The following is an 18,223-nucleotide window of genomic DNA, read 5'->3' as shown; positions in this document are numbered from 1 at the left end:
TGGAGAACGCTGCGTGCCTTTATAACTTAAGAAAAACTCCAGGGAAATTTAGGGAAAAATTTACGAAGCCAAACTCCACGCATTAGGATTCCTTTAGCAATCATCACGGCAAAGTGTTTCTGCGCCTCGGGAAACGGGGGGGCGCGGAGGCCGGACGGCTGAACGCATAGTCAGAAAGACGTCAGAGATGCCCTTCGGGGCAGGGAAAACTCGGGACGAAACGTCTCAAAACGCTAAAGGAATAAAAGCTATGACCAGCATTCTGACGAACAACGGCGCAATGGTCGCTCTGCAGACCCTGAAATCCATTAACATGAATCTGGAGGACACCCAGAACGCGATTTCCACCGGTAAGGACGTCGCAACTGCCAAGGACAACTCGGCCATCTGGGCGATTTCGAAAGTCATGGAATCGGACGTTGCCGGCTTCAACGCCGTGGGCGACTCCCTGGCCCTGGGTGAATCCACTGTTGCGGTTGCAACTGCCGGCGCCGAACAGATCACCGACCTTCTGAAAGAGATGAAGGAAAAAGTGATCAATGCAACCGGCGAGAACGTGGACAGCGGGAAACTCTCCGCTGAAGTCACCGAGCTGAAAAACCAGATCACTTCGATCATCGGATCGTCGCAGTTCAACGGTGCGAACCTGCTGAACACCGCTGGTGGTGACCTGACCGTTCTGTCCTCCCTTGACCGGGATTCGACTGGCACAGTGACCGCTTCGAACATTACCGTAACCTCGGTTGATTTTGAAGCCACCCTGACTCTGAGCAGCGTCGACGTCAGCACTTCGACAGCCGCTGAAGCTTCCATCGACGACATTGAAGCTCTGATCCAGACTGCGGTCGACGGCGCCGCCGCCCTGGGTGCTTCGGCAGCCCGCATCGAAAAGCAGTCCGCATTCGTCTCAAAGGTGACTGACGCAATGAAGAGCGGCATCGGTGCGCTGGTGGATGCAGATATGGAAGAAGCGTCCGCGCGATTGAAGGCCCTGCAGACGCAGCAACAGCTGGGTGTGCAGGCTCTGTCGATTGCCAACTCGGCACCGCAGACCCTGCAGCAGCTGTTCCGTTAAACGGCCTGATCCGGGGCGCGCCAAGCGCCCCGGTTTCTTTTCTTTAGCCCGTCATCGATGAACGAAGTGTCGGCCTCGGCGAAGGACGCACTGAAAAAGAACAAAGTCATTTTCGCAATGAAACTGCTGATCGAAGAGTTCATCAGTTTTTCCGATCTAGAACGCCAGTCCCATTCACAGGTGCAGGGCAAGATCACCCGCATTCAGACCCCCCATCGAAAAATACCATTGAGGGTATCCTCGGGTGCCCGCATTGAGTGTTCCGATGTAAGTGGCACTTTATCATCTGAATCTGATCCACCATGACAATACATTCGGGCACTGGCGGCCGATAGCGCTCTGCGCCCCGACCAGGTTGTATTGAGTGCGCCATTGCTCAATCCGCATTGGGCTTCCCGCAGACTGTAGAAGATCTCTCCATTTACCAACTCGCCGCGGCAACGGACATTGAAGGTCTCGCAGTATTCGTCCCCGACAAGCGCTGCCCCCTGCCCCTACAGCACTTCAACCTGTCGAAATTTCGATGCAGGCTCTTCAAGTATTTTTCGTTTCCAGCCATCGTTGATACCTCAAATTTGGGAGAAATTTACGTGAGTTTAACCCCCTTTCCGGGGGCCACTCCAATCCGCTCAGACGGATCACGGATAGCGGGCCTGCGTCGGCAACGCAAAGGTCCGGTGCTATACGACAGCACAGGCCGCAAGACCCGCTTTGGCGCCCGAGTTGGATCAAAAGCTGGAGAGGCGCACGCAAGAAAACACAACCCTTGAGGGATTTCACAGAGGCGTGATCTACCGGTTAGCACTCCCTTAGCAAACGTCACGGCAATGTCCAACCGCGCCTCGGGAAACGGGGGGGCGCGGAAGCCGGATGGCTTAACGCATAGTCAGAAAGACGTCAGAGACGCCCTTCGGGGCATCAAACACGCGAGACGAAACGTCTCATATTGCTAAAGGACTAAAAGCTATGACCAGCATTCTGACGAACAACGGCGCAATGGTCGCTCTGCAGACTCTGAACTCCATCAACATGAACCTGGAGAACACCCAAAACGCGATTTCCACCGGTAAGGAAGTCGCAACGGCCAAGGACAACTCGGCCATCTGGGCGATCTCGAAAGTCATGGAATCGGATGTTGCAGGTTTCAACGCTGTGGGCGACTCTCTGGCTCTGGGTGAATCCACGGTGGCGGTTGCAACGGCCGGCGCCGAACAGATCACCGACCTTCTGAGAGAGATGAAGGAAAAAGTGACCACTGCAACCGGGGAGAACGTGGATCACAACAAAATCAAAGCCGAAGTCGACGAGCTGAAAAAACAGATCACCTCGATCATCAAAGGGTCGCAGTTCAACGGTGCGAACCTGCTGAACACCGCCGGCGGTAACCTGACCGTTCTGTCCTCGCTGGACCGCGATTCGACTGGCACAGTCACCGCGTCAAACATCACCGTAAGCTCGGTCAATTTTGAAGCCAGCCTGGACCTGGCAACCATCAAAGTCGGTACTTCTGCAGACGCTGAAGCTTCCATCGATGACATTGAGAAACTGATCCAGACTGCGGTTGACGGCGCCGCTGCCCTGGGTGCTTCGGCAGCCCGCATCGAAAAGCAGTCCGAATTCGTCTCAAAGGTGTCCGACGCGATGAAGAGCGGCATCGGCGCGCTGGTAGATACTGATATGGAAGCCGCATCCGCGCGATTAAAGGCGTTGCAGACACAGCAACAGCTAGGCGTACAGGCGCTATCGATTGCCAACTCGGCGCCACAGACCCTGCAGCAGCTGTTCCGTTAAACGGCCTGATCCGGGGCGCGCCAGGCGCGCCCCGGTTTCTTATCCTTAGCCCCTCATCAATGAACGAAATGTCGGCCTCGGCGAAGGGCGTACTGCCATGATGGATGGCGCTTTGAAAAAGAGAAAAGCCGTCCTCGTGCAAAAAGAACAGGCGATCGAAGCGCTCAACAGTTTTGCCGACCTGAAACGCCAGCCCTTTTCGACGGCGTGAGGCAAGGTCACGCGCGATCAGGACCCATCGAAAACGCCATGGGGGCATTCGCTCAGTCGCAGCACGAAGGGCGGACCTGTGCCAGTTGCGGGGCGATTGCAATCAGTGGCCCCCACACACAAGCCTAGATGAGCTCCCCCGTACAGGTCTCACCAAAGGCCAGTTGAGCCCCCAACCTTGACAAGAGCGAAGAAAAACCGCGCGTCCTGCGGCGAGCGGGTCATTCGGACAGGTCCGGATCCATACGAAGGCGCAGGACGCAAGATCCGCTCGGCATCGGATTGGATCAAATATTCGAGAGGCATGCGCAAGCCTGCACAACTTAAGCGGATTTCTAGAGATCCCAACTCTCGCTGTTAATGTTCTCTTAGAAACTATTGCAGAAAGGTACAATCGCGCCTCGGGAAACGGGGGGGGCGCGGAAGCCGCACGGCTTAACGCATAGTCAGAACGACGTCAGAGACGCCCTTCGGGGCATCAAACACGCGAGACGAAACGTCTCCTAATGCTAAAGGACAAAAAGCTATGACAAGCATTCTGACGAACAACGGCGCAATGGTCGCTCTGCAGACCCTGAACTCCATCAACATGAACCTGGAGAATACCCAGAACGCGATTTCCACCGGTAAGGACGTCGCAACGGCCAAGGACAACTCGGCCATCTGGGCGATCTCGAAGGTCATGGAGTCGGATGTTGCCGGCTTCAACGCGGTAAGCGACTCGCTGGCTCTGGGGGAATCCACTGTTGCGGTTGCAACGGCCGGTGCCGAACAGATCACCGAGCTTCTGAAAGAGATGAAGGAAAAAGTGGTCACTGCAACCGGGGAGAACGTGGAAAACGGGAAACTCAATGCCGAAGTCACCGAGTTGAAAAACCAGATCACCTCGATCATCAAATCGTCGCAGTTCAACGGTGCGAACCTGCTGAACAAGGACGGTGGTGACTTGACCGTTCTGTCCTCCCTTGACCGCGATTCCACCGGCACGGTCACCGCGTCGAACATCACCGTAAAATCGGTCAACTTTACGGACAGTCTGGTTCTGACCGACGTCAAAGTCGGCACTTCGGCAGAGGCTGACGCTTCCATCTCGGTGATCGAGAATCTGATCCAGACTGCGGTTGACGGCGCCGCCGCCCTGGGTGCCTCGGCAGCCCGTATCGAGAAGCAGGCCGAATTCGTCTCAAAGGTGACTGATGCGATGAAGAGCGGCATCGGCGCGCTGGTGGATACTGATATGGAAGCCGCATCCGCGCGATTAAAGGCGTTGCAGACCCAGCAACAGCTAGGCGTACAGGCGCTATCGATTGCCAACTCGGCGCCACAGACCCTACAGCAGCTGTTCCGTTAAACGTCCTGATCCGGGGCGCGCCAGACGTGCCCCGGTCCTTTTCGCTCCCCCCTGATGGATGAGCTCAACAGTTATTGCCGACCAGAACCGCCAGCTCCTTCGGGACGCAAAGGAAAGCCGCGCACAACTTAGAGATGTTGCCGCTGGCAATTACAGAAAATTCTACAGAATCGGCCTCTCCGAATTAGCACTCCCTTAGCAAATATCGCGGCAATGTCCACTTGCACCTTGGAAAACGGGGTGGCGCGCAAGCCGAACGGCAGAACGCACAGTCAGAAAGACGTCAGAGATGCCCTTCGGGGCAGGGAAAACTCGGGACGAAACGTCTCAAAACGCTAAAGGAATGAAAGCTATGACCAGCATTCTGACGAACAACGGCGCAATGGTCGCTCTGCAGACCCTGAACTCCATCAACATGAACCTGGAGAATACCCAGAACGCGATTTCCACCGGTAAGGACGTCGCAACGGCCAAGGACAACTCGGCCATCTGGGCGATCTCGAAAGTCATGGAATCGGACGTTGCAGGTTTCAACGCCGTGGGCGACTCCCTGGCTCTGGGGGAATCCACTGTTGCTGTTGCGACAGCCGGTGCTGAACAGATCACCGAGCTCCTGAAAGAGATGAAGGAAAAAGTGGTCAATGCGACCGGGGAGAACGTGGAAAACGGGAAACTCGAAGCCGAAGTTACCGAGCTGAAAAACCAGATCACCTCGATCATCGCATCGTCGCAGTTCAACGGTGCGAACCTGCTGAACACTGCTGGTGGCGACCTGACCGTTCTGTCCTCGCTGGACCGCGATTCCACCGGTACGGTGACCGCGTCGAACATCACCGTAAGCTCGGTTAATTTTGAAGCCAGCCTAGACCTGACAACCGTAATGGTCGACACTCCCGCTAACGCTGAAGCTTCCATCGACGATATTGAAGCTCTGATCCAGACTGCGGTCGACGGCGCCGCCGCCCTGGGTGCTTCGGCAGCCCGCATCGAGAAGCAATCCGAATTCGTCTCAAAGGTGACTGATGCGATGAAGAGCGGCATCGGTGCGCTGGTGGACGCTGATATGGAAGAAGCATCCGCCCGATTGAAAGCATTGCAAACCCAGCAACAGCTGGGTGTACAGGCTCTGTCGATTGCCAACTCGGCACCACAGACCCTGCAGCAGCTGTTCCGTTAAACGGCCTGATCTGGGGCGCGCCAGACGCGCCCCGGTCCTTTATTCTCAGAGAACCTGAAGAAATAGTACGTTAGGATAACACGTGAATGCCCTTCTGAATGCGAAGCGCGCCTATTCGGCGGCGAAAGCCCCGACCCGCACACCAAAAGACCTGGAGTTCGAGGCAATCGCCCGGATCACGCACCGTATGATCAGTGCTTCCAAACAAGGGTCAAAAGGCTTCACTTCACTTGCCGAAGCTCTCCATGACAACCGAAAACTTTGGCAGATTTTCCGCTCGGATGTCACCGACTCGGACAATGGGCTTCCAGAAGAACTTAAAGAACAAATCGTATATCTCGCAGCGTTCACAAGCCAACACACCAGCCAAGTACTCTCCCGTAAATCGGGAATTGGCCCCTTGGTAGAAATCAACACAGCCATCATGCGTGGCCTTCGCAGTGGAGCAACCTAAAATATGAGTGGACTTGTTCTGAAACTCGCCCCGAAAGAGCGCGTTCTTGTTAACGGCGCTGTTATTGAAAACGGGGATCGTCGTAGCCGCCTTTCGATTGTAACTCCAGACGCAAACATCCTGCGTCTCAGGGACGCGATCCGTCCCGAAGAGGCAAATACCCCCGTCCGCCGCGTCTGCTATGCAGCGCAGTTGGTCCTGACAGGTGACAGCAATCCCGAAGAAGACCGCCTGCCGATGCTGCGCCGCATCGAAGAGCTCAGCCAGGTTTTCACCGATTCCGACAGCCGTGCGGCACTGGCCGAGGCCACGGAATCTCTGCTGAATGACAACCATTATCGCTGCCTGAAAGCGCTGCGGGCCTTGCTGCCGCGCGAAGAACGCCTGATGGCCATTCGCCCGTCATGATCCTCTACCAGCCAATCATACCCGCCGACGGGATTGTTGGATGGAGAATTCTGCAGGCGACCTACGACAAGCAGTTCGAAACGTTCTCCAACGACACCCTGCTCAAACGCGAGAGCGACTATTTCCGCGAAAATATCGGAAATATCAAAACAGCTGGCGATTTGGTGAAAGACACCCGCTTGCTGGGCATCGCTCTGGGGGCTTTCGGCCTTGACGATCAGCTCCCTATGAAGGCCCTCGTCCAGAAGGTTCTGGAGGAGGGGTCTTCGGCGGATGATGCATTGGCGAACAGATTGGGAGACGACCGCTGGGTTGCCTTCACCGAAGCATTCGGTTTCGGTCCCGGTGACACAGTCAAAACCGGGTCCGTAGAGGACATGGAGAACATCATCTTCTCCAACAAGACCCAGTCTTTCGAAGCCGCGGTCGGCGTACAGAACGAATCCATGCGGATTGCGCTGTTTGCCGAGCGCGAACTGGTCAATATCGCAACCGACCTAAACGAGGACGGCGAGCCAACCTCCATTGATACCAAATGGTACAATATCATCGGTCAGCCCGCCCTTCAGAAGATGTTCCAGACAACGTTCCACCTGCCGCCGAGCTTTATTCAGCTGGACGTGGACCGTCAGCTCGAAATCTACAAGGATCGCGCGCAGAACTTTCTTGGGACCGACGATCTGAGTGTCTATGCCGATCCGGAAAAGATGGAAGAACTGACAACACGCTACCTGGCTCAGGCGCAGCTTGCCGATTACCAATCCTCGCAATCAAGTGCCTCGACCGCGTTGCGGCTGCTCCTTGGCTCCTAGGCGACAAGACACGTCCAAACCATGCAAAAGGCGCCTGTCGGTATTGTTCGACAGGCGCCTTTGTTTTTTGCCATCCTATTGAGACCATTCAGGCACGGCGTGTCGGCCGCGCCTGGTTCCGTTTCAGCGCGCGCCTGCTGCGGCGCGGCGCAAGAGCAGTTTCAGGCGGTCGAAACTGCTCTTCACACCATTGGGGTCGTCGCGGCCAAAGAAGCCGTCCAGCTCTGGCCAGAGTTTCACTGCCGTATCGAGAACCGGATCCGTCCCTTCTGAATAAAGGCCAGCGCGGATCATGACTTCGGACTGTTCATAAGAGCCGAGGTATTTCCGCACGTCGAGGATCAGATCGTTCTCTTCCTTGGTCGCCGCGGCTGGCAGGCTTCGTGACACCGACCGCGACACATCGATCGCCGGGAACCGGCCGCGTTCGGCGATTTCGCGGTTGAGCACGATATGTCCGTCCAGAACCCCGCGTAGGATGTCGGCAATCGGTTCATCCATATCGGAGCCGGCAACCAGAACACTGAAGACCGCGGTAATATCACCCTGATCCCCGGTGCCCGGCCCTGCACGTTCGCACATGCCCGTGATCAGCGGCGTGACCGAGGGTGGGAAGCCGCGCAGGGCCGGCGCTTCGCCCGAAGCCGCCGAGATTTCGCGGTGGGCTTCGGCAAAACGCGTAACCGAGTCGGCCAGCAGCAGGACGTTCTTGCCTTGGTCGCGGAAATGTTCCGCAATCGTCATCGCCGCCCAGGCACAGCGCCGCCGCACCAGCGGCGATTGATCGGATGTCGCGGCAACAACAACCGCGCGGCGCATGCCTTCCGGCCCCAGAACCTGCTCAACAAAGTGATTTACTTCGCGCCCACGCTCCCCGATCAGCGCCATGACGACCACATCGGCCTCCATATGCTGTGCCAATTTTGCCAAAAGCGTCGATTTACCAACACCAGACCCCGCAAAAAGGCCAATCCGCTGACCACGCACAATCGGGAGAATCGTATTGAACACCGACAACCCCGTATCCAGACGCTCTCCCATATGGCGGCGTCCGGCGGCTTTTGGCGGCGGCGTCATCAGGTCACGTGCTTGTGACCCGCGCAACAATGGCCGCCCATCAAGGGGCTCTCCGAAAGGATCGATAACGCGCCCGATCCAGTTGTCACTTGGTGCAAACTGCGGCGCAGGATAGAGAAGAACCGCATCCCCGATCGCGACACGATCCGGAGTTTTATCTGACAACATACTGATTTTGCTTGATTCAATCTTCAGAACCTCACCATGAAGTTCGTCATTTGGACCGCGCCGCAACACCAGGCGATCCCCGATGCGGGCGATATTCTGCAGGCCTGAAATCTCGATCTCACCGCCAACAATACCAATCACACGCCCGACCGGCGTCGACAGCCGTTTGCTGGCGATTTCTTCAGTCATGGCTTTCAGCTCAGCAATCATTGTCCTGGCCTCCAATTGTTTCCTGCAACAATTTCTAAAGGAATCGGGGTTAAGCCTTGATTGAAATTGATCGAGGGAGAAGCCCCGGTGTTTACGGAACTGAATGTTTTCAAAATTGCATATGCCATGGCGACCCATGCGGGTAAGCGCCAGGCTCTGGTGTCGCAGAACGTCGCGAATGCGGACACCCCTGGCTATCATGCCAAGGACATCAAACCCTTCAAGGAAGTCTACGCTGCAAAGGCACGGCCCGGCGACATGATCGCCAGCCGCGGCTCTCATCTGAATGGCGCCTCCGGCGGCGGCATGGATTGGGCCGTGACAGAATCGGTAGATGGCAGCGACCCCAACGACAACTCCGTTTCGATCGAGACAGAGATTCTGAAAGGGGTCGAAACGAAGCGCCAGCACGATCGGGCACTGGCGATCTACAAGTCGTCGATGAACGTCCTGCGCACCAGCATCCGCACCACCTAGACCGAGGGCTGATCCATGAGCGAATTTGCCAAATCCCTGAGCGTAACCGCCAGCGGCCTTCAGGCCCAAGCCAAACGTCTGCGTCACGTATCAGAGAACATTTCCAACGCCGACACCCCCGGTTACCGCCGCAAGACTGTGCCGTTCCAGGCCGTGCGCGACATCAACACCGATGTCGAAAGTGTCAAGGTCGGCCGCGTGTCGCTGGACCGCAGCGAATTGGAACAGGTCTATGACCCCTCGCACCCGCTTGCCGATGAAAGTGGCCACTACAAGGGCTCCAACGTAGATCTGATGATCGAAATCGCAGACGCCCGTGAAGCCCAGCGCAGCTACGAAGCTAACCTCAAAATGTTCGACCAGACCCGGCAGATGTCCTCGTCCTTGATGGACCTGTTGAGAAAATAAACTCCCCCTGAACCAGGAGATCCAGAATGGATATTCGCACTCTTTCCGCCGCAACCGGCTATGCCGCCGCCCGCCCAGCAACGCAGGCAGATCCGGAATTCACCGGCGCCACGCCGGGTGAACGGGCCAAGGCGAGCTTTGAAAACTTCACCAATACGCTGCAGCAGGGTGAACAGATGTCCGTGCAGGCCATGACTGGCAACGGCGACCCCCACGCGCTGGTGCAGGCGCTGGCACAAACGGAACTGGCGGTAGAAACCGCAGTGACCGTCCGCAACAAGGTGGTCGAAGCCTACCAGGAAATCCTGCGGATGCCGGTCTAAGCCATGATGAGTGAGGGCGTTTTCTACGACACGTTGCGGCAGGCCCTTTGGGCAGCCGTGGTGATGTCGACGCCGATTCTGGTCGTGGCACTGGTCGTCGGCCTGGCCGTCGGCCTGTTTCAAGCTCTGACATCGGTTCAGGAAATGACGCTGACCTTCGTGCCCAAACTCGTCGCGATCCTCATCGTCTTCTGGATGTCGATGGGCTTCATGACACAAACACTCGTGGCGTTTTTCAACGGCCACGTCATTCCAATGATTTCCGGAGGTTCGTGATGGAAACCGCAGGGTATGCAACACTGTCCCGTCAAACCGGCCTGATGCGTGAAATGCGGGTGGTGGCGAACAATATCGCCAACTCCGCAACCACGGGCTATCGCTCCGAAGGGCTGATTTTTTCGGAATACGTGCAGTCAGCGCCAGGGCAGCAATCCATGTCGATGGCACGCGCGAATATTCACAACACCTCGATGGAGCAGGGCCAGCTGACCAAGACCAACGGCACCTTCGATTTTGCGATCGAAGGCGATGCCTTCTTCATGGTCGAAACCCCGCAAGGTCAGCGGCTGACCCGCTCCGGCGCGTTTTCATCCAATGCCCAGGGGGATCTGGTCACCATGGATGGCCACCGGGTGATGGATGCCGGTGGCGCACCGCTGTTTGTGCCGACGGATGCCGAATCCTTCCAGGTCGGCTCTGACGGCACGCTCAGTGCCGATGGCCAGCCCTTGGGCCAGATCGGTCTGTTCAAGCCGGTCGAGATGCACACCATGTCCCGCGAAGACGGGGTGATGTTCCGCGTCGATGGCGAAATCGAACCCGCACTTGAAGGCCGGGTTCTGCAAGGATTTCTCGAAGGATCGAACGTGAATGCCATTCAACAGGTGTCGCGCATGATCGAAATCCAACGGGCCTATGAAATGGGCCAAAGCTTTCTGACAACCGAAGACGAGCGCATCCGCGCCGCCATCAAGAACCTGATCAAGTAGGAGAAACACCATGCGTGCCCTTAAAATCGCGGCCACCGGTATGAGCGCGCAGCAGCTGCGTGTCGAAACCATTTCGAACAACCTCGCGAATATGAACACCACCGCCTACAACGCGCGGCGGGCGGAGTTCGCCGACCTGCACTATCAGCAGGTGTCGCGGGCGGGCACGGTGAATGCCTCGGATGGGACCGTTCTTCCCACCGGTGTTCAGGTTGGCCTTGGTGTGCGTCCCGCTGCCATCTCGGTTCATCTGTCGCAGGGGCCGCTGCAGGAAACCAACAATGACCTGGATGTGGCCATCGACGGCAAAGGTTATCTGGAAGTCACCCTGCCCTCTGGTCAGACCGCATACACCCGCGATGGTGCCTTGAAACAATCTGGAGAAGGGCTGATCGTCACCTCTGACGGCTATACCGTTTCTCCTGAAATCACCATTCCCGATGATGCCCGCAGCATTTCGATCAACGCCGAAGGTGAAGTTTACGCCTATTTCGACGAAACCGCCGAAGGTCAGATCCTGGGCCAGCTGACCCTCGCGGGTTTCTCCAACCCCAAGGGACTGGAGGCGATCGGCAGCAACCTCTTCACTGAGACCGAAGCTTCCGGGGCACCTCTGGTTGCCACCGCAGGCGAAGACGGTCTTGGCACCCTGCGCCAGGGTTATCTGGAGGCCAGTTCGGTCGATGCGGTGCGCGAAGTCACCGAACTGATTGAAGCGCAGCGCGGCTATGAAATGAACGCCAAGGTCATCTCCGCAGTCGACCAGATGATGGGCGCAACCACACAGGTCCGCTGATGAAACTCAAGCTCGCCCTCCTTGTGACGCTGATCGCGCAGACCGCCTGGGCCGATATCCTGGTCCCGGTCCGCACGGTGCGCCCCAAGGAAATTCTGACGGCATCGGATCTGGCGCTCAAACCCGGCGAGGTTCTGGGTGCCCTGTCCGACCCCGAAGAGGTGATCGGTCAGGAAGCCCGCGTTGCGCTTTATCCGGGGCGCCCCTTGCGGCCCGGCGATGTTGGCCCCCCGGCCATCGTCGAGCGCAACGACATGGTGATTCTGACCTTCGTTCAGGGTGGGCTTTCCATTTCCGCCGAAGGGCGCGCGCTTGGACGCGGCGCCGAGGGCGAACTGATCCGCGTGATGAATCTGGCATCACGCACCACTGTAACCGGACGCATAGCAGCCGACGGATCCGTCGAGGTACGAAAATGAAACACACAGCATTCACTTCCAAAGCCGCCCTGGCAGGGCTGATCATTCTCGGCGCTTGTGGGCGGGCTGATCACCTTGGCAAGCCACCGTCGTTTTCGCCGGCCAATGAATCCTCCGAACACGTCGCGATGCTCTGGCAGGGCCTGCCGCAGGACAGCCAACCGCGGCGCGCTGTCGATAGCGCCTCTTTGTGGAGCGGTTCGCAACAGTCCCTGCTGGGCGACCGCCGCGCCATCAAGAAGGGCGACATCATGACCGTGGTCATCGAGATTGATGAAACGGCAGAGATCAAGAATGACACCGCGCGCTCCCGCTCCGGCTCGGAAAGCATGGCACTGCCGCAGCTTCTGGGTCTGCCTCAGCGCCTGGATCGTCACCTTCCGGATGGAGCCAGCGCCTCGAACGCGGTGGAACTTGGCAGCTCCAGCTCGGCCGCGGGCAAAGGATCGGTGAAACGCAGCGAAAAACTGGAACTGCGGGTGGCAGCCACCGTGGTTGACGTGCTGCCAAACGGAGTTCTGGCGATCAGCGGCTCGCAGGAGTTGCGAGTGAACTTCGAAATGCGCGAACTCCTAGTGTCCGGCTATGTACGGCCGCAGGATATCAGCCGCCAGAACGAGATCACCTACGACAAGATCGCGTCGGCCCGCGTGTCCTACGGCGGTCGCGGCCAGATCACCGACATGCAGCAACCGCGTTACGGCCAACAGGTCCTGGACGCCATCCTGCCATTCTGAGGTAAACCATGCTTGCAAAGATACTGCCTCTCATCCTGCTGATTGTGGGCACCGGCGCTGGAATTGGCGCCGGGATCATGATGGCGCCCGAACCGGCCCCCGAGCATGAAATGGCCTCAACCGGGGAAGAACACATGGCCCCGCCGACGGAAACTATGGACGACGGGCATGGCGCCGCCGAGTCCATGGAGGGTGGAGAGCATGATTACGTCAAGATCCCGAACCAGTTCATCGTTCCCGTTGTTGAACATGACGAACTGACCTCTTTGGTTGTGATCACTCTCAGCCTGGAAACAAAACCCGGTATGGCGGATAAAATTCGCACCTTTGAACCCAAACTACGCGACGTATTCCTGCAGGTACTGTTTGACCATGCAAACATGGGCGGCTTCAAAGGCGCGTTCACTCGCTCTGACGTGATGCACCCCCTACGCACGGCGCTGCGTGAAGCCGCACAGCGGCAGCTTGGACATGACGTCTATGACGTCCTGATCATGGATATGACCCGCCAAGACGTCTGATACAACTTACCTATATGCAACAAAAAGGCCGGACCTTGATTGGTCCGGCCTTTTGCGTTTCGCCTGCCACCAAAGCTGTGTGACCTTGCCTGGAGACCTCTCCGCGCCGCTCTTGTTTCAGAGCTGGTCGGGCGCGCCCAGCACCCGGACTTAATTCAACAACTTTTCCTGCAGCGCCTTAATACGCGCGGCCTTGTGCAGATCGCGTTCGGCCTTGGCCATGTCCGCAATGGCGGTCTTGCGGCCAAAGGATTTGCGCAGCTTGTCCATCGCCATCAGCTTCTTTGCCGTGACCTGGGCCAGTTCGGTGTTCAGTTCCCGCTTTGCCCGGGTGTGCCAGCCTTCCCACAGCAGATCAGCGCCCAACGCCTTCATCATGTGGTTCTCATCTGCTTCACTGCGTGTGGCCTGCACATGGGCGTTCAGCTTGGTAAGCTGCCCACGCAAACGGGCTTCCTCATCCAGAATCGGCTTCACCCGCGCATGTTCGCGCAGATATTGCGCCGCAGTCACCGCTGCCATTTGATCCAGCATCTTCTGTTTCATCAGACCCCTCCTTTCGCCCGCTGGCGCATGGCCTCGGCAAACCGGATGGCCGCCGCAACAGGAGCATAGTGCTCTTCCATGATTTCCTCACCGATTTCGATGGTGGCGTGCAACGCCCGGGCAGTGGGCGGATCACTGTGGATCGGTACCGCATGTTCGTTGGCAACCCGGCGGATTGCGGCGGCAACCTCATCCACCCCTTTGGCAACGCATTTCGGGGCAGAGCCTTTTTCCCGGCTCCACTGCAGCGCAACCGCATAGTGGGTCGGGTTGACGATCACCACATCGGCCTTGGGAACATCAGCCATCATCTGACCCATGGCGATTTGCTGGCCCTTCTGACGGCGTTGCCCCTTCACATGTGGATCGCCTTCGGAATCCTTCACTTCATCCTGGATTTCCTGGCGCGACATCATGTTCTTACGTATGTGCTCGGCGTGCTGAAACACCGCATCCACGACACCGACCGGCAATGCGAGCAACAGGGCGATAATAAGAAATTCCATTCCCAGCTGCGCCAACATCGCGACAACGGAAAAGGCACCCGTTCCGGAGGAGGCAATCATCTCTGGCAACCGGTAACTAAGATAGACACCAAGACAAATCGAATAGAGAACCAGCTTTACGAAGCTCTTGAGGAACTCAAACAATCCAGCTCGGCCGAATTTGTTCTTCGCGTTCGAAATGATAGAGATCTTTGACATCTTCGGCTCCAGCTTGCTGGGCGCAAAGACCAGCGCGCGCTGTGCCAGGATCGACAACAGCACCGCACCAAAGGGCAGAATGAAGATCGGCAAAATAGGTATCACCAAAGCCATCAAGATCCCGCCGACGGGGGCGCTTGCGGCGCCGGTGAACATTTGCTGGGCCAGCCGGTCGGGTTGATCCAACAGGGATATCAGCACCGTTCCGAAGCCCTCGACCATGCCACTGCCAGAAACATATAAAGCCACGACCAGCCCCAGATAGGCAGCCGCAACCGACAGATCGGTGGATTTGGCAACCTCGCCTTTTTCCCGTGCCTTCTGGAGCTTCTGCGCCGTCGGCTCGAATGACTTATCTGAGTCGTCGTCACCACCGCTCATGGTATGTTGCCTCCCGGATTGGCAAGGAACGTCATCAACGCCCGAACCCAGACATCCAAGATCACCGGGCTGCCGACCATCAAAATAAACAAGCCGCCAAAGGTGATCACCGGCGCCCCGACAAAGGCCACCATCAGCTGTGGCATCGCACGGTTAATGACGCCAAGTGCCAGATTGTAGATCACCGCCGTAATCAGGAAAGGTGCCGCAAGGGTAAATGCCATGTAATAGCTTTTGGCAACCCGGTGGACGCCCCATTCAGAAAGACCGCCCGCCGCCGGGAAAACCCCGGCCGGAAAGGCGTCGTAGGAATAGATCATGAACTCTGCCACCCGCACGTGCAGGCCCATCATAACTGCTAGCGCCAGGCCAGAGATCAAAAGAACAGCGCCAAGGGCCGGCATCGGTTCTGCGCCGATACCGCCCAACACCTGCGACAGCGAGGTACTTTGCGCGGCGATGGTGCCCGCAGTCTGGAGACCGTGAACAAAGAAACGGATCCCGACGCCAAGCGCCAGCCCGACAACAGCCTCGCTGGCGGCATACCCTGCAAACTGCAAGGCGCTTGTGGGCTCGGGGATTGCGGGCAGCGCAGGGGCCACAATCGCGGTAAAGGCAATGGATAGCGCCAATTTAACCCGCATCGACACATATTGCTCACCAAAGGCGGGCAGCACGGACACGATCGCCGAGATCCGTAAAAACACGATGGCCGCGTGCCAGAAGCCCGCCCCCAGAAGCGCAACCAGCCCTGGGGGAAGGTCCAGCAGGTTCATGCTTGCACCATCCCCACGAGCGCCGGGCGGGCCTCCAGCCCGATTTCCTCGAAGGACAGCACCGGGTTGGTAATGCCGCGCGACTTCAGGATCGTGCGCAGATAACGGCGGCGGCGGGTCGATGTGACAACCGCAGCAAAAATCCCCTGCTCGGTAATCGTGTTGAGCCGCTCGCTCAACCCTTCGGCCAAGCGGTTGAACATGTCGGGCGGCAGCGCGATATCCATCCCCCCGCCCTGGATGTCCACCTGATAGGTCGAGAAGGTGTCTTCCCATTCCGGCGCCAGTTGGATCAGCGGAATGGTACCATCTTCGCGCTTCATCTCTGCCACCAGTTGGAACCCCATGCGCTGACGCACGTGCTCGCAGATCAGTTCGGGCTGGGTGGTGTGCACCCGTGCCTCTGCAATGGCTTCAAGGATCAGCGGCAGATTCCGGATCGACACGCGTTCATCCAGCAGCAGGCGCAGCACCGAATGTAGAGTGTCCATCGGCACCTTGTCCGGCACCAGATCATCCAGGAGCTTGCGGTTTGCCTCGGCCCGGAAAGCATCCGACAGCTCGGTCATTTCGTTCAGCAGACGGCGCAGCGATTTCAGGGTCAACAGCCGCGAGAAGTTCTGTTTGATCACCTCAAGCAGGTGAGTGGCCAGGATTTCGGGCGGCGTTACCACGGTCGCGCCCGCAACGGCAGCCGCATCCTGATTCTGGGCTCCGATCCACCGGGCGGGAGCGCCGTAGACAGGTTCTGTCACATCGGTACCGGGCGGCAGTGCCGAATGGTTGTCCGGCATCAACGCCAGCACCATATCCGGGTGCAGCGTGCCACGGGCCTGTTCCACACCCTGAACCTTCACCACATAGGTTCCCATCTCAAGATCCGCCTGATCCGTCAGCCGGATTTCCGGCAGGATCAGACCGAAACTGGTGGCGATATGGGTTCGCATATTGGCAATCCGCGCATCCAGCCCGGTGCCCTCATCCAGAACCATGCTCACCAGATCCGGTGCGAACTCCAGATGCAGATCGTCAAGGTCAAGAATATCACCAAGCGCCTTGGACGGCGCCGGATTGGCCGCCTCTTCAAGCTGTTCTTCAACCTCGGCCTCTTCGGCGCTCTGTTTTTTCATCTGAATGCGATACGCCGCAAAGCCCAGAGCCGCGCCGCCAACGATGAAGGGCAGGAACGGCAAACCGGGCACCAGCGCGAAGAGAACCATCAGGACCGCAACGGTGGTCAAAGCGGCCGGGTGTTTGCCGAACTGTTCGAACAGGGCGATATCGGTGGCGCCGGTGGCACCGCCGCGCGCCAGCAGCAGGGCCGCGGCAATGGAAATGATCACCGACGGGATCTGCGAAACCAGACCGTCGCCGACGGTCAGGATGGCGTAGGTTTCAAAGGCGCTGCCCACCGGCATGCCATGCACCAGAACACCCATCACCAGACCCATCACCAGGTTCAGCAGGGTGATCAGCAGACCGGCAACCGCATCGCCTTTGACAAACTTCGATGCACCATCAAGCGAGCCAAAGAATGTGGTTTCGCGCTGGTCATTTTCACGGCGAGCCCGGGCGGTGGCATGGTCAATGGCACCAGCGGACATATCGCTGTCGATGGCCAGCTGCTTACCAGGCATACCGTCCAGTGCGAAACGGGCGCCCACCTCGGCCATCCGGGCCGCGCCCTTGGTGATGACCATGAAGTTCACGATTAGCAGCACCCCAAAGACCACAAGGCCCAGGAAAACACTGCCGCCCATCACGAATTGGGCAAAGCCCTGGATAACATCACCAGCCGCATCGGTCCCGGTGTGACCCTGACCAATGATGAGTTTCGTGGAGGAGACGTTCAGTGACAGCCGCAACATCAGAGAGGCCAGCAGGATCGTCGGGAAGGACGAGAAATCCAGTGGTCTTTCAATGAACAGCGTGATGGTGAAGATCAGAATCGCCAGACCAAAGGAGGCAGCAAGACCAACGTCCAGCACCCAGGACGGCATCGGCAGAATCATCATCACGATGATCGCCATCAATGCCAGCGCCAGCAGCACGGTGGGGCTAAACAGCTGTTGAGGTGTGATTTTGGGCACCTGTAATGTCCCCTATTTCAAAGATGTCAGTGCAGGCCGGGCAGGTGCCACGGCATGCTGGGAATATGTTGAAGACCGCACGGCAGAGGGCAGCTGCCCGGTCCTGGACCAGCGCCGAGAGCGTAGCGAACGGGAAGGACGCAGCGCGCAGCTGTTCGTGCGGGGGAGACCAACCCCTGCCTGTTCAAGCGTTGAGAAAGCGGAGAAAGCGACAGCCGTGTCGCCGGGGCGCAGCCTGTCGAGTGAAGCAGAATCACCCAAGGACGGCGGGACCTGCTCAAGGTGCAACGGCTGCCCAAAGCGCCGCCGCCCAATCAGGCGTA

At 58.0% G+C, this 18,223-nt stretch carries 22 protein-coding genes and 1 pseudogene; 17 read left to right on the top strand and 6 right to left on the bottom strand.

What is annotated here, in order from left to right:
- Window positions 1–250: 250 nt before the first annotated feature.
- Together JL2886_RS11600 and JL2886_RS19455 are read left to right on the top strand one after the other, a co-directional pair.
- Window positions 251–1,075: a flagellin gene (locus tag JL2886_RS11600; RefSeq protein ID WP_065272147.1), complete on the top strand. Its 825-nt coding sequence runs from the start codon at window positions 251–253 to the stop codon at window positions 1,073–1,075.
- A 57-nt stretch (window positions 1,076–1,132) separates the two neighbouring features.
- Window positions 1,133–1,381 (top strand): hypothetical protein, encoded by a 249-nt coding sequence (locus JL2886_RS19455; protein ID WP_133245356.1) that lies wholly within the window; start codon window positions 1,133–1,135, stop codon window positions 1,379–1,381.
- Here the strand turns inward: JL2886_RS19455 and JL2886_RS19855 are convergent.
- Window positions 1,371–1,539 (bottom strand): annotated as a pseudogene (locus JL2886_RS19855) (integrase core domain-containing protein); the annotation flags it as partial. The gene JL2886_RS19455 and the pseudogene JL2886_RS19855 sit on opposite strands and share 11 nt — an antisense overlap.
- 502 nt (window positions 1,540–2,041) lie before the next feature.
- On the opposite strand from JL2886_RS19855, the gene JL2886_RS11590 reads away from it, so the two are divergent.
- From JL2886_RS11590 to JL2886_RS11570, 6 genes are all read left to right on the top strand, one after another.
- Window positions 2,042–2,866, top strand: coding sequence for a flagellin (locus JL2886_RS11590; RefSeq protein WP_065272145.1), 825 nt, complete (start codon window positions 2,042–2,044; stop codon window positions 2,864–2,866).
- Window positions 2,867–3,602: 736 nt separating this feature from the next.
- Complete coding sequence (locus JL2886_RS11585; RefSeq protein ID WP_065272144.1) at window positions 3,603–4,427, top strand: flagellin; 825 nt, start codon at window positions 3,603–3,605, stop codon at window positions 4,425–4,427.
- 352 nt (window positions 4,428–4,779) lie between these two features.
- Window positions 4,780–5,604, top strand: coding sequence for a flagellin (locus tag JL2886_RS11580; RefSeq protein WP_065272143.1), 825 nt, complete (start codon window positions 4,780–4,782; stop codon window positions 5,602–5,604).
- An 82-nt stretch (window positions 5,605–5,686) separates the two neighbouring features.
- Window positions 5,687–6,058, top strand: a complete 372-nt coding sequence (gene flaF / locus JL2886_RS19230; RefSeq protein WP_082996068.1) for a flagellar biosynthesis regulator FlaF — start codon at window positions 5,687–5,689, stop codon at window positions 6,056–6,058.
- A gap of 3 nt (window positions 6,059–6,061) precedes the next feature.
- Window positions 6,062–6,466 (top strand): flagellar biosynthesis repressor FlbT, encoded by a 405-nt coding sequence (gene flbT, locus JL2886_RS11575; RefSeq protein WP_065272142.1) that lies wholly within the window; start codon window positions 6,062–6,064, stop codon window positions 6,464–6,466.
- Window positions 6,463–7,278, top strand: a complete 816-nt coding sequence (locus tag JL2886_RS11570) for a DUF1217 domain-containing protein (RefSeq protein WP_237028363.1) — start codon at window positions 6,463–6,465, stop codon at window positions 7,276–7,278. Before flbT ends, JL2886_RS11570 begins: the two co-directional genes overlap by 4 nt.
- A 123-nt stretch (window positions 7,279–7,401) precedes the next feature.
- Here the strand turns inward: JL2886_RS11570 and JL2886_RS11565 are convergent, their stop codons facing one another.
- Window positions 7,402–8,733, bottom strand: a complete 1,332-nt coding sequence (locus JL2886_RS11565) for a FliI/YscN family ATPase (RefSeq protein ID WP_065272141.1) — start codon at window positions 8,731–8,733, stop codon at window positions 7,402–7,404.
- Window positions 8,734–8,820: 87 nt separating this feature from the next.
- Between JL2886_RS11565 and JL2886_RS11560 the strand changes: the two genes are divergently transcribed.
- From JL2886_RS11560 to JL2886_RS11520, 9 genes are read left to right on the top strand one after another with little or no spacing between them, the layout of a single operon-like run.
- Entirely contained in the window at window positions 8,821–9,210 is a 390-nt protein-coding gene (locus JL2886_RS11560; protein WP_065273662.1) for a FlgB family protein, read from the top strand.
- A 15-nt stretch (window positions 9,211–9,225) separates the two neighbouring features.
- On the top strand, window positions 9,226–9,618 hold the full coding sequence (gene flgC, locus JL2886_RS11555) for a flagellar basal body rod protein FlgC (protein ID WP_065272140.1): 393 nt from the start codon (window positions 9,226–9,228) through the stop codon (window positions 9,616–9,618).
- 26 nt (window positions 9,619–9,644) lie between these two features.
- The gene (gene fliE, locus JL2886_RS11550; RefSeq protein ID WP_065272139.1) at window positions 9,645–9,941 is read left to right on the top strand and encodes a flagellar hook-basal body complex protein FliE; all 297 of its coding nucleotides are present in this window, start codon (window positions 9,645–9,647) and stop codon (window positions 9,939–9,941) included.
- A 3-nt stretch (window positions 9,942–9,944) separates the two neighbouring features.
- Window positions 9,945–10,217: a flagellar biosynthesis protein FliQ gene (gene fliQ / locus JL2886_RS11545; protein ID WP_065272138.1), complete on the top strand. Its 273-nt coding sequence runs from the start codon at window positions 9,945–9,947 to the stop codon at window positions 10,215–10,217.
- Window positions 10,217–10,930, top strand: coding sequence for a flagellar hook-basal body complex protein (locus JL2886_RS11540; RefSeq protein ID WP_065272137.1), 714 nt, complete (start codon window positions 10,217–10,219; stop codon window positions 10,928–10,930). Before fliQ ends, JL2886_RS11540 begins: the two co-directional genes overlap by 1 nt.
- Before the next feature lie 10 nt (window positions 10,931–10,940).
- Window positions 10,941–11,726 (top strand): flagellar basal-body rod protein FlgG, encoded by a 786-nt coding sequence (flgG, locus tag JL2886_RS11535; RefSeq protein ID WP_065272136.1) that lies wholly within the window; start codon window positions 10,941–10,943, stop codon window positions 11,724–11,726.
- Window positions 11,726–12,145 carry a flagellar basal body P-ring formation chaperone FlgA gene (gene flgA / locus JL2886_RS11530; protein ID WP_065272135.1) on the top strand — a complete coding sequence of 140 codons (420 nt, stop codon included), beginning with the start codon at window positions 11,726–11,728 and terminating at the stop codon, window positions 12,143–12,145. The genes flgG and flgA overlap by 1 nt, the downstream gene beginning before the upstream one ends.
- Window positions 12,142–12,882: a flagellar basal body L-ring protein FlgH gene (gene flgH, locus JL2886_RS11525; protein WP_065272134.1), complete on the top strand. Its 741-nt coding sequence runs from the start codon at window positions 12,142–12,144 to the stop codon at window positions 12,880–12,882. The genes flgA and flgH overlap by 4 nt, the downstream gene beginning before the upstream one ends.
- Window positions 12,883–12,890: 8 nt before the next feature.
- A complete protein-coding gene (locus tag JL2886_RS11520) occupies window positions 12,891–13,403 on the top strand; it encodes a flagellar basal body-associated FliL family protein (protein ID WP_065272133.1) in 513 nt (170 codons plus the stop codon).
- Between the two features lie 150 nt (window positions 13,404–13,553).
- Here the strand turns inward: JL2886_RS11520 and JL2886_RS11515 are convergent, their stop codons facing one another.
- From JL2886_RS11515 to flhA, 4 genes are read right to left on the bottom strand one after another with little or no spacing between them, the layout of a single operon-like run.
- Window positions 13,554–13,949, bottom strand: a complete 396-nt coding sequence (locus tag JL2886_RS11515; protein WP_065272132.1) for a hypothetical protein — start codon at window positions 13,947–13,949, stop codon at window positions 13,554–13,556.
- Window positions 13,949–15,034: a flagellar type III secretion system protein FlhB gene (gene flhB / locus JL2886_RS11510; RefSeq protein ID WP_065272131.1), complete on the bottom strand. Its 1,086-nt coding sequence runs from the start codon at window positions 15,032–15,034 to the stop codon at window positions 13,949–13,951. The genes JL2886_RS11515 and flhB overlap by 1 nt, the downstream gene beginning before the upstream one ends.
- The gene (locus JL2886_RS11505; protein ID WP_065272130.1) at window positions 15,031–15,810 is read right to left on the bottom strand and encodes a flagellar biosynthetic protein FliR; all 780 of its coding nucleotides are present in this window, start codon (window positions 15,808–15,810) and stop codon (window positions 15,031–15,033) included. Before JL2886_RS11505 ends, flhB begins: the two co-directional genes overlap by 4 nt.
- Window positions 15,807–17,840, bottom strand: coding sequence for a flagellar biosynthesis protein FlhA (gene flhA / locus JL2886_RS11500; protein ID WP_420480638.1), 2,034 nt, complete (start codon window positions 17,838–17,840; stop codon window positions 15,807–15,809). The genes JL2886_RS11505 and flhA overlap by 4 nt, the downstream gene beginning before the upstream one ends.
- Window positions 17,841–18,223 lie beyond the last annotated feature (383 nt).

It is taken from the genome of Phaeobacter gallaeciensis, from assembly GCF_001678945.1.
GTDB lineage: Bacteria > Pseudomonadota > Alphaproteobacteria > Rhodobacterales > Rhodobacteraceae > Phycobacter > Phycobacter gallaeciensis_A.
Note: the sequence above shows the minus strand (reverse complement) of the source record. Positions and strands in the feature narration are given on the sequence as shown.

Excerpts from the sequence above, each read along its gene's own strand:
- JL2886_RS11600 (WP_065272147.1), top strand. The coding sequence starts at position 251 with ATGACCAGCATTCTGACGAACAACGGCGCAATGGTCGCTCTGCAGACC.
- JL2886_RS11520 (WP_065272133.1), top strand. The coding sequence starts at position 12,891 with ATGCTTGCAAAGATACTGCCTCTCATCCTGCTGATTGTGGGCACCGGC.
- JL2886_RS11585 (WP_065272144.1), top strand. The coding sequence starts at position 3,603 with ATGACAAGCATTCTGACGAACAACGGCGCAATGGTCGCTCTGCAGACC.
- JL2886_RS11505 (WP_065272130.1), bottom strand. The coding sequence starts at position 15,810 with ATGAACCTGCTGGACCTTCCCCCAGGGCTGGTTGCGCTTCTGGGGGCG.
- flgA (WP_065272135.1), top strand. The coding sequence starts at position 11,726 with ATGAAACTCAAGCTCGCCCTCCTTGTGACGCTGATCGCGCAGACCGCC.
- flhB (WP_065272131.1), bottom strand. The coding sequence starts at position 15,034 with ATGAGCGGTGGTGACGACGACTCAGATAAGTCATTCGAGCCGACGGCG.
- flgG (WP_065272136.1), top strand. The coding sequence starts at position 10,941 with ATGCGTGCCCTTAAAATCGCGGCCACCGGTATGAGCGCGCAGCAGCTG.
- flgH (WP_065272134.1), top strand. The coding sequence starts at position 12,142 with ATGAAACACACAGCATTCACTTCCAAAGCCGCCCTGGCAGGGCTGATC.
- JL2886_RS19455 (WP_133245356.1), top strand. The coding sequence starts at position 1,133 with ATGAACGAAGTGTCGGCCTCGGCGAAGGACGCACTGAAAAAGAACAAA.
- JL2886_RS11590 (WP_065272145.1), top strand. The coding sequence starts at position 2,042 with ATGACCAGCATTCTGACGAACAACGGCGCAATGGTCGCTCTGCAGACT.
- JL2886_RS11580 (WP_065272143.1), top strand. The coding sequence starts at position 4,780 with ATGACCAGCATTCTGACGAACAACGGCGCAATGGTCGCTCTGCAGACC.
- fliE (WP_065272139.1), top strand. The coding sequence starts at position 9,645 with ATGGATATTCGCACTCTTTCCGCCGCAACCGGCTATGCCGCCGCCCGC.
- flgC (WP_065272140.1), top strand. The coding sequence starts at position 9,226 with ATGAGCGAATTTGCCAAATCCCTGAGCGTAACCGCCAGCGGCCTTCAG.
- JL2886_RS11515 (WP_065272132.1), bottom strand. The coding sequence starts at position 13,949 with ATGAAACAGAAGATGCTGGATCAAATGGCAGCGGTGACTGCGGCGCAA.
- flhA (WP_420480638.1), bottom strand. The coding sequence starts at position 17,840 with ATGGCGATCATCGTGATGATGATTCTGCCGATGCCGTCCTGGGTGCTG.
- flbT (WP_065272142.1), top strand. The coding sequence starts at position 6,062 with ATGAGTGGACTTGTTCTGAAACTCGCCCCGAAAGAGCGCGTTCTTGTT.
- fliQ (WP_065272138.1), top strand. The coding sequence starts at position 9,945 with ATGATGAGTGAGGGCGTTTTCTACGACACGTTGCGGCAGGCCCTTTGG.
- JL2886_RS11540 (WP_065272137.1), top strand. The coding sequence starts at position 10,217 with ATGGAAACCGCAGGGTATGCAACACTGTCCCGTCAAACCGGCCTGATG.
- JL2886_RS11565 (WP_065272141.1), bottom strand. The coding sequence starts at position 8,733 with ATGATTGCTGAGCTGAAAGCCATGACTGAAGAAATCGCCAGCAAACGG.
- JL2886_RS11570 (WP_237028363.1), top strand. The coding sequence starts at position 6,463 with ATGATCCTCTACCAGCCAATCATACCCGCCGACGGGATTGTTGGATGG.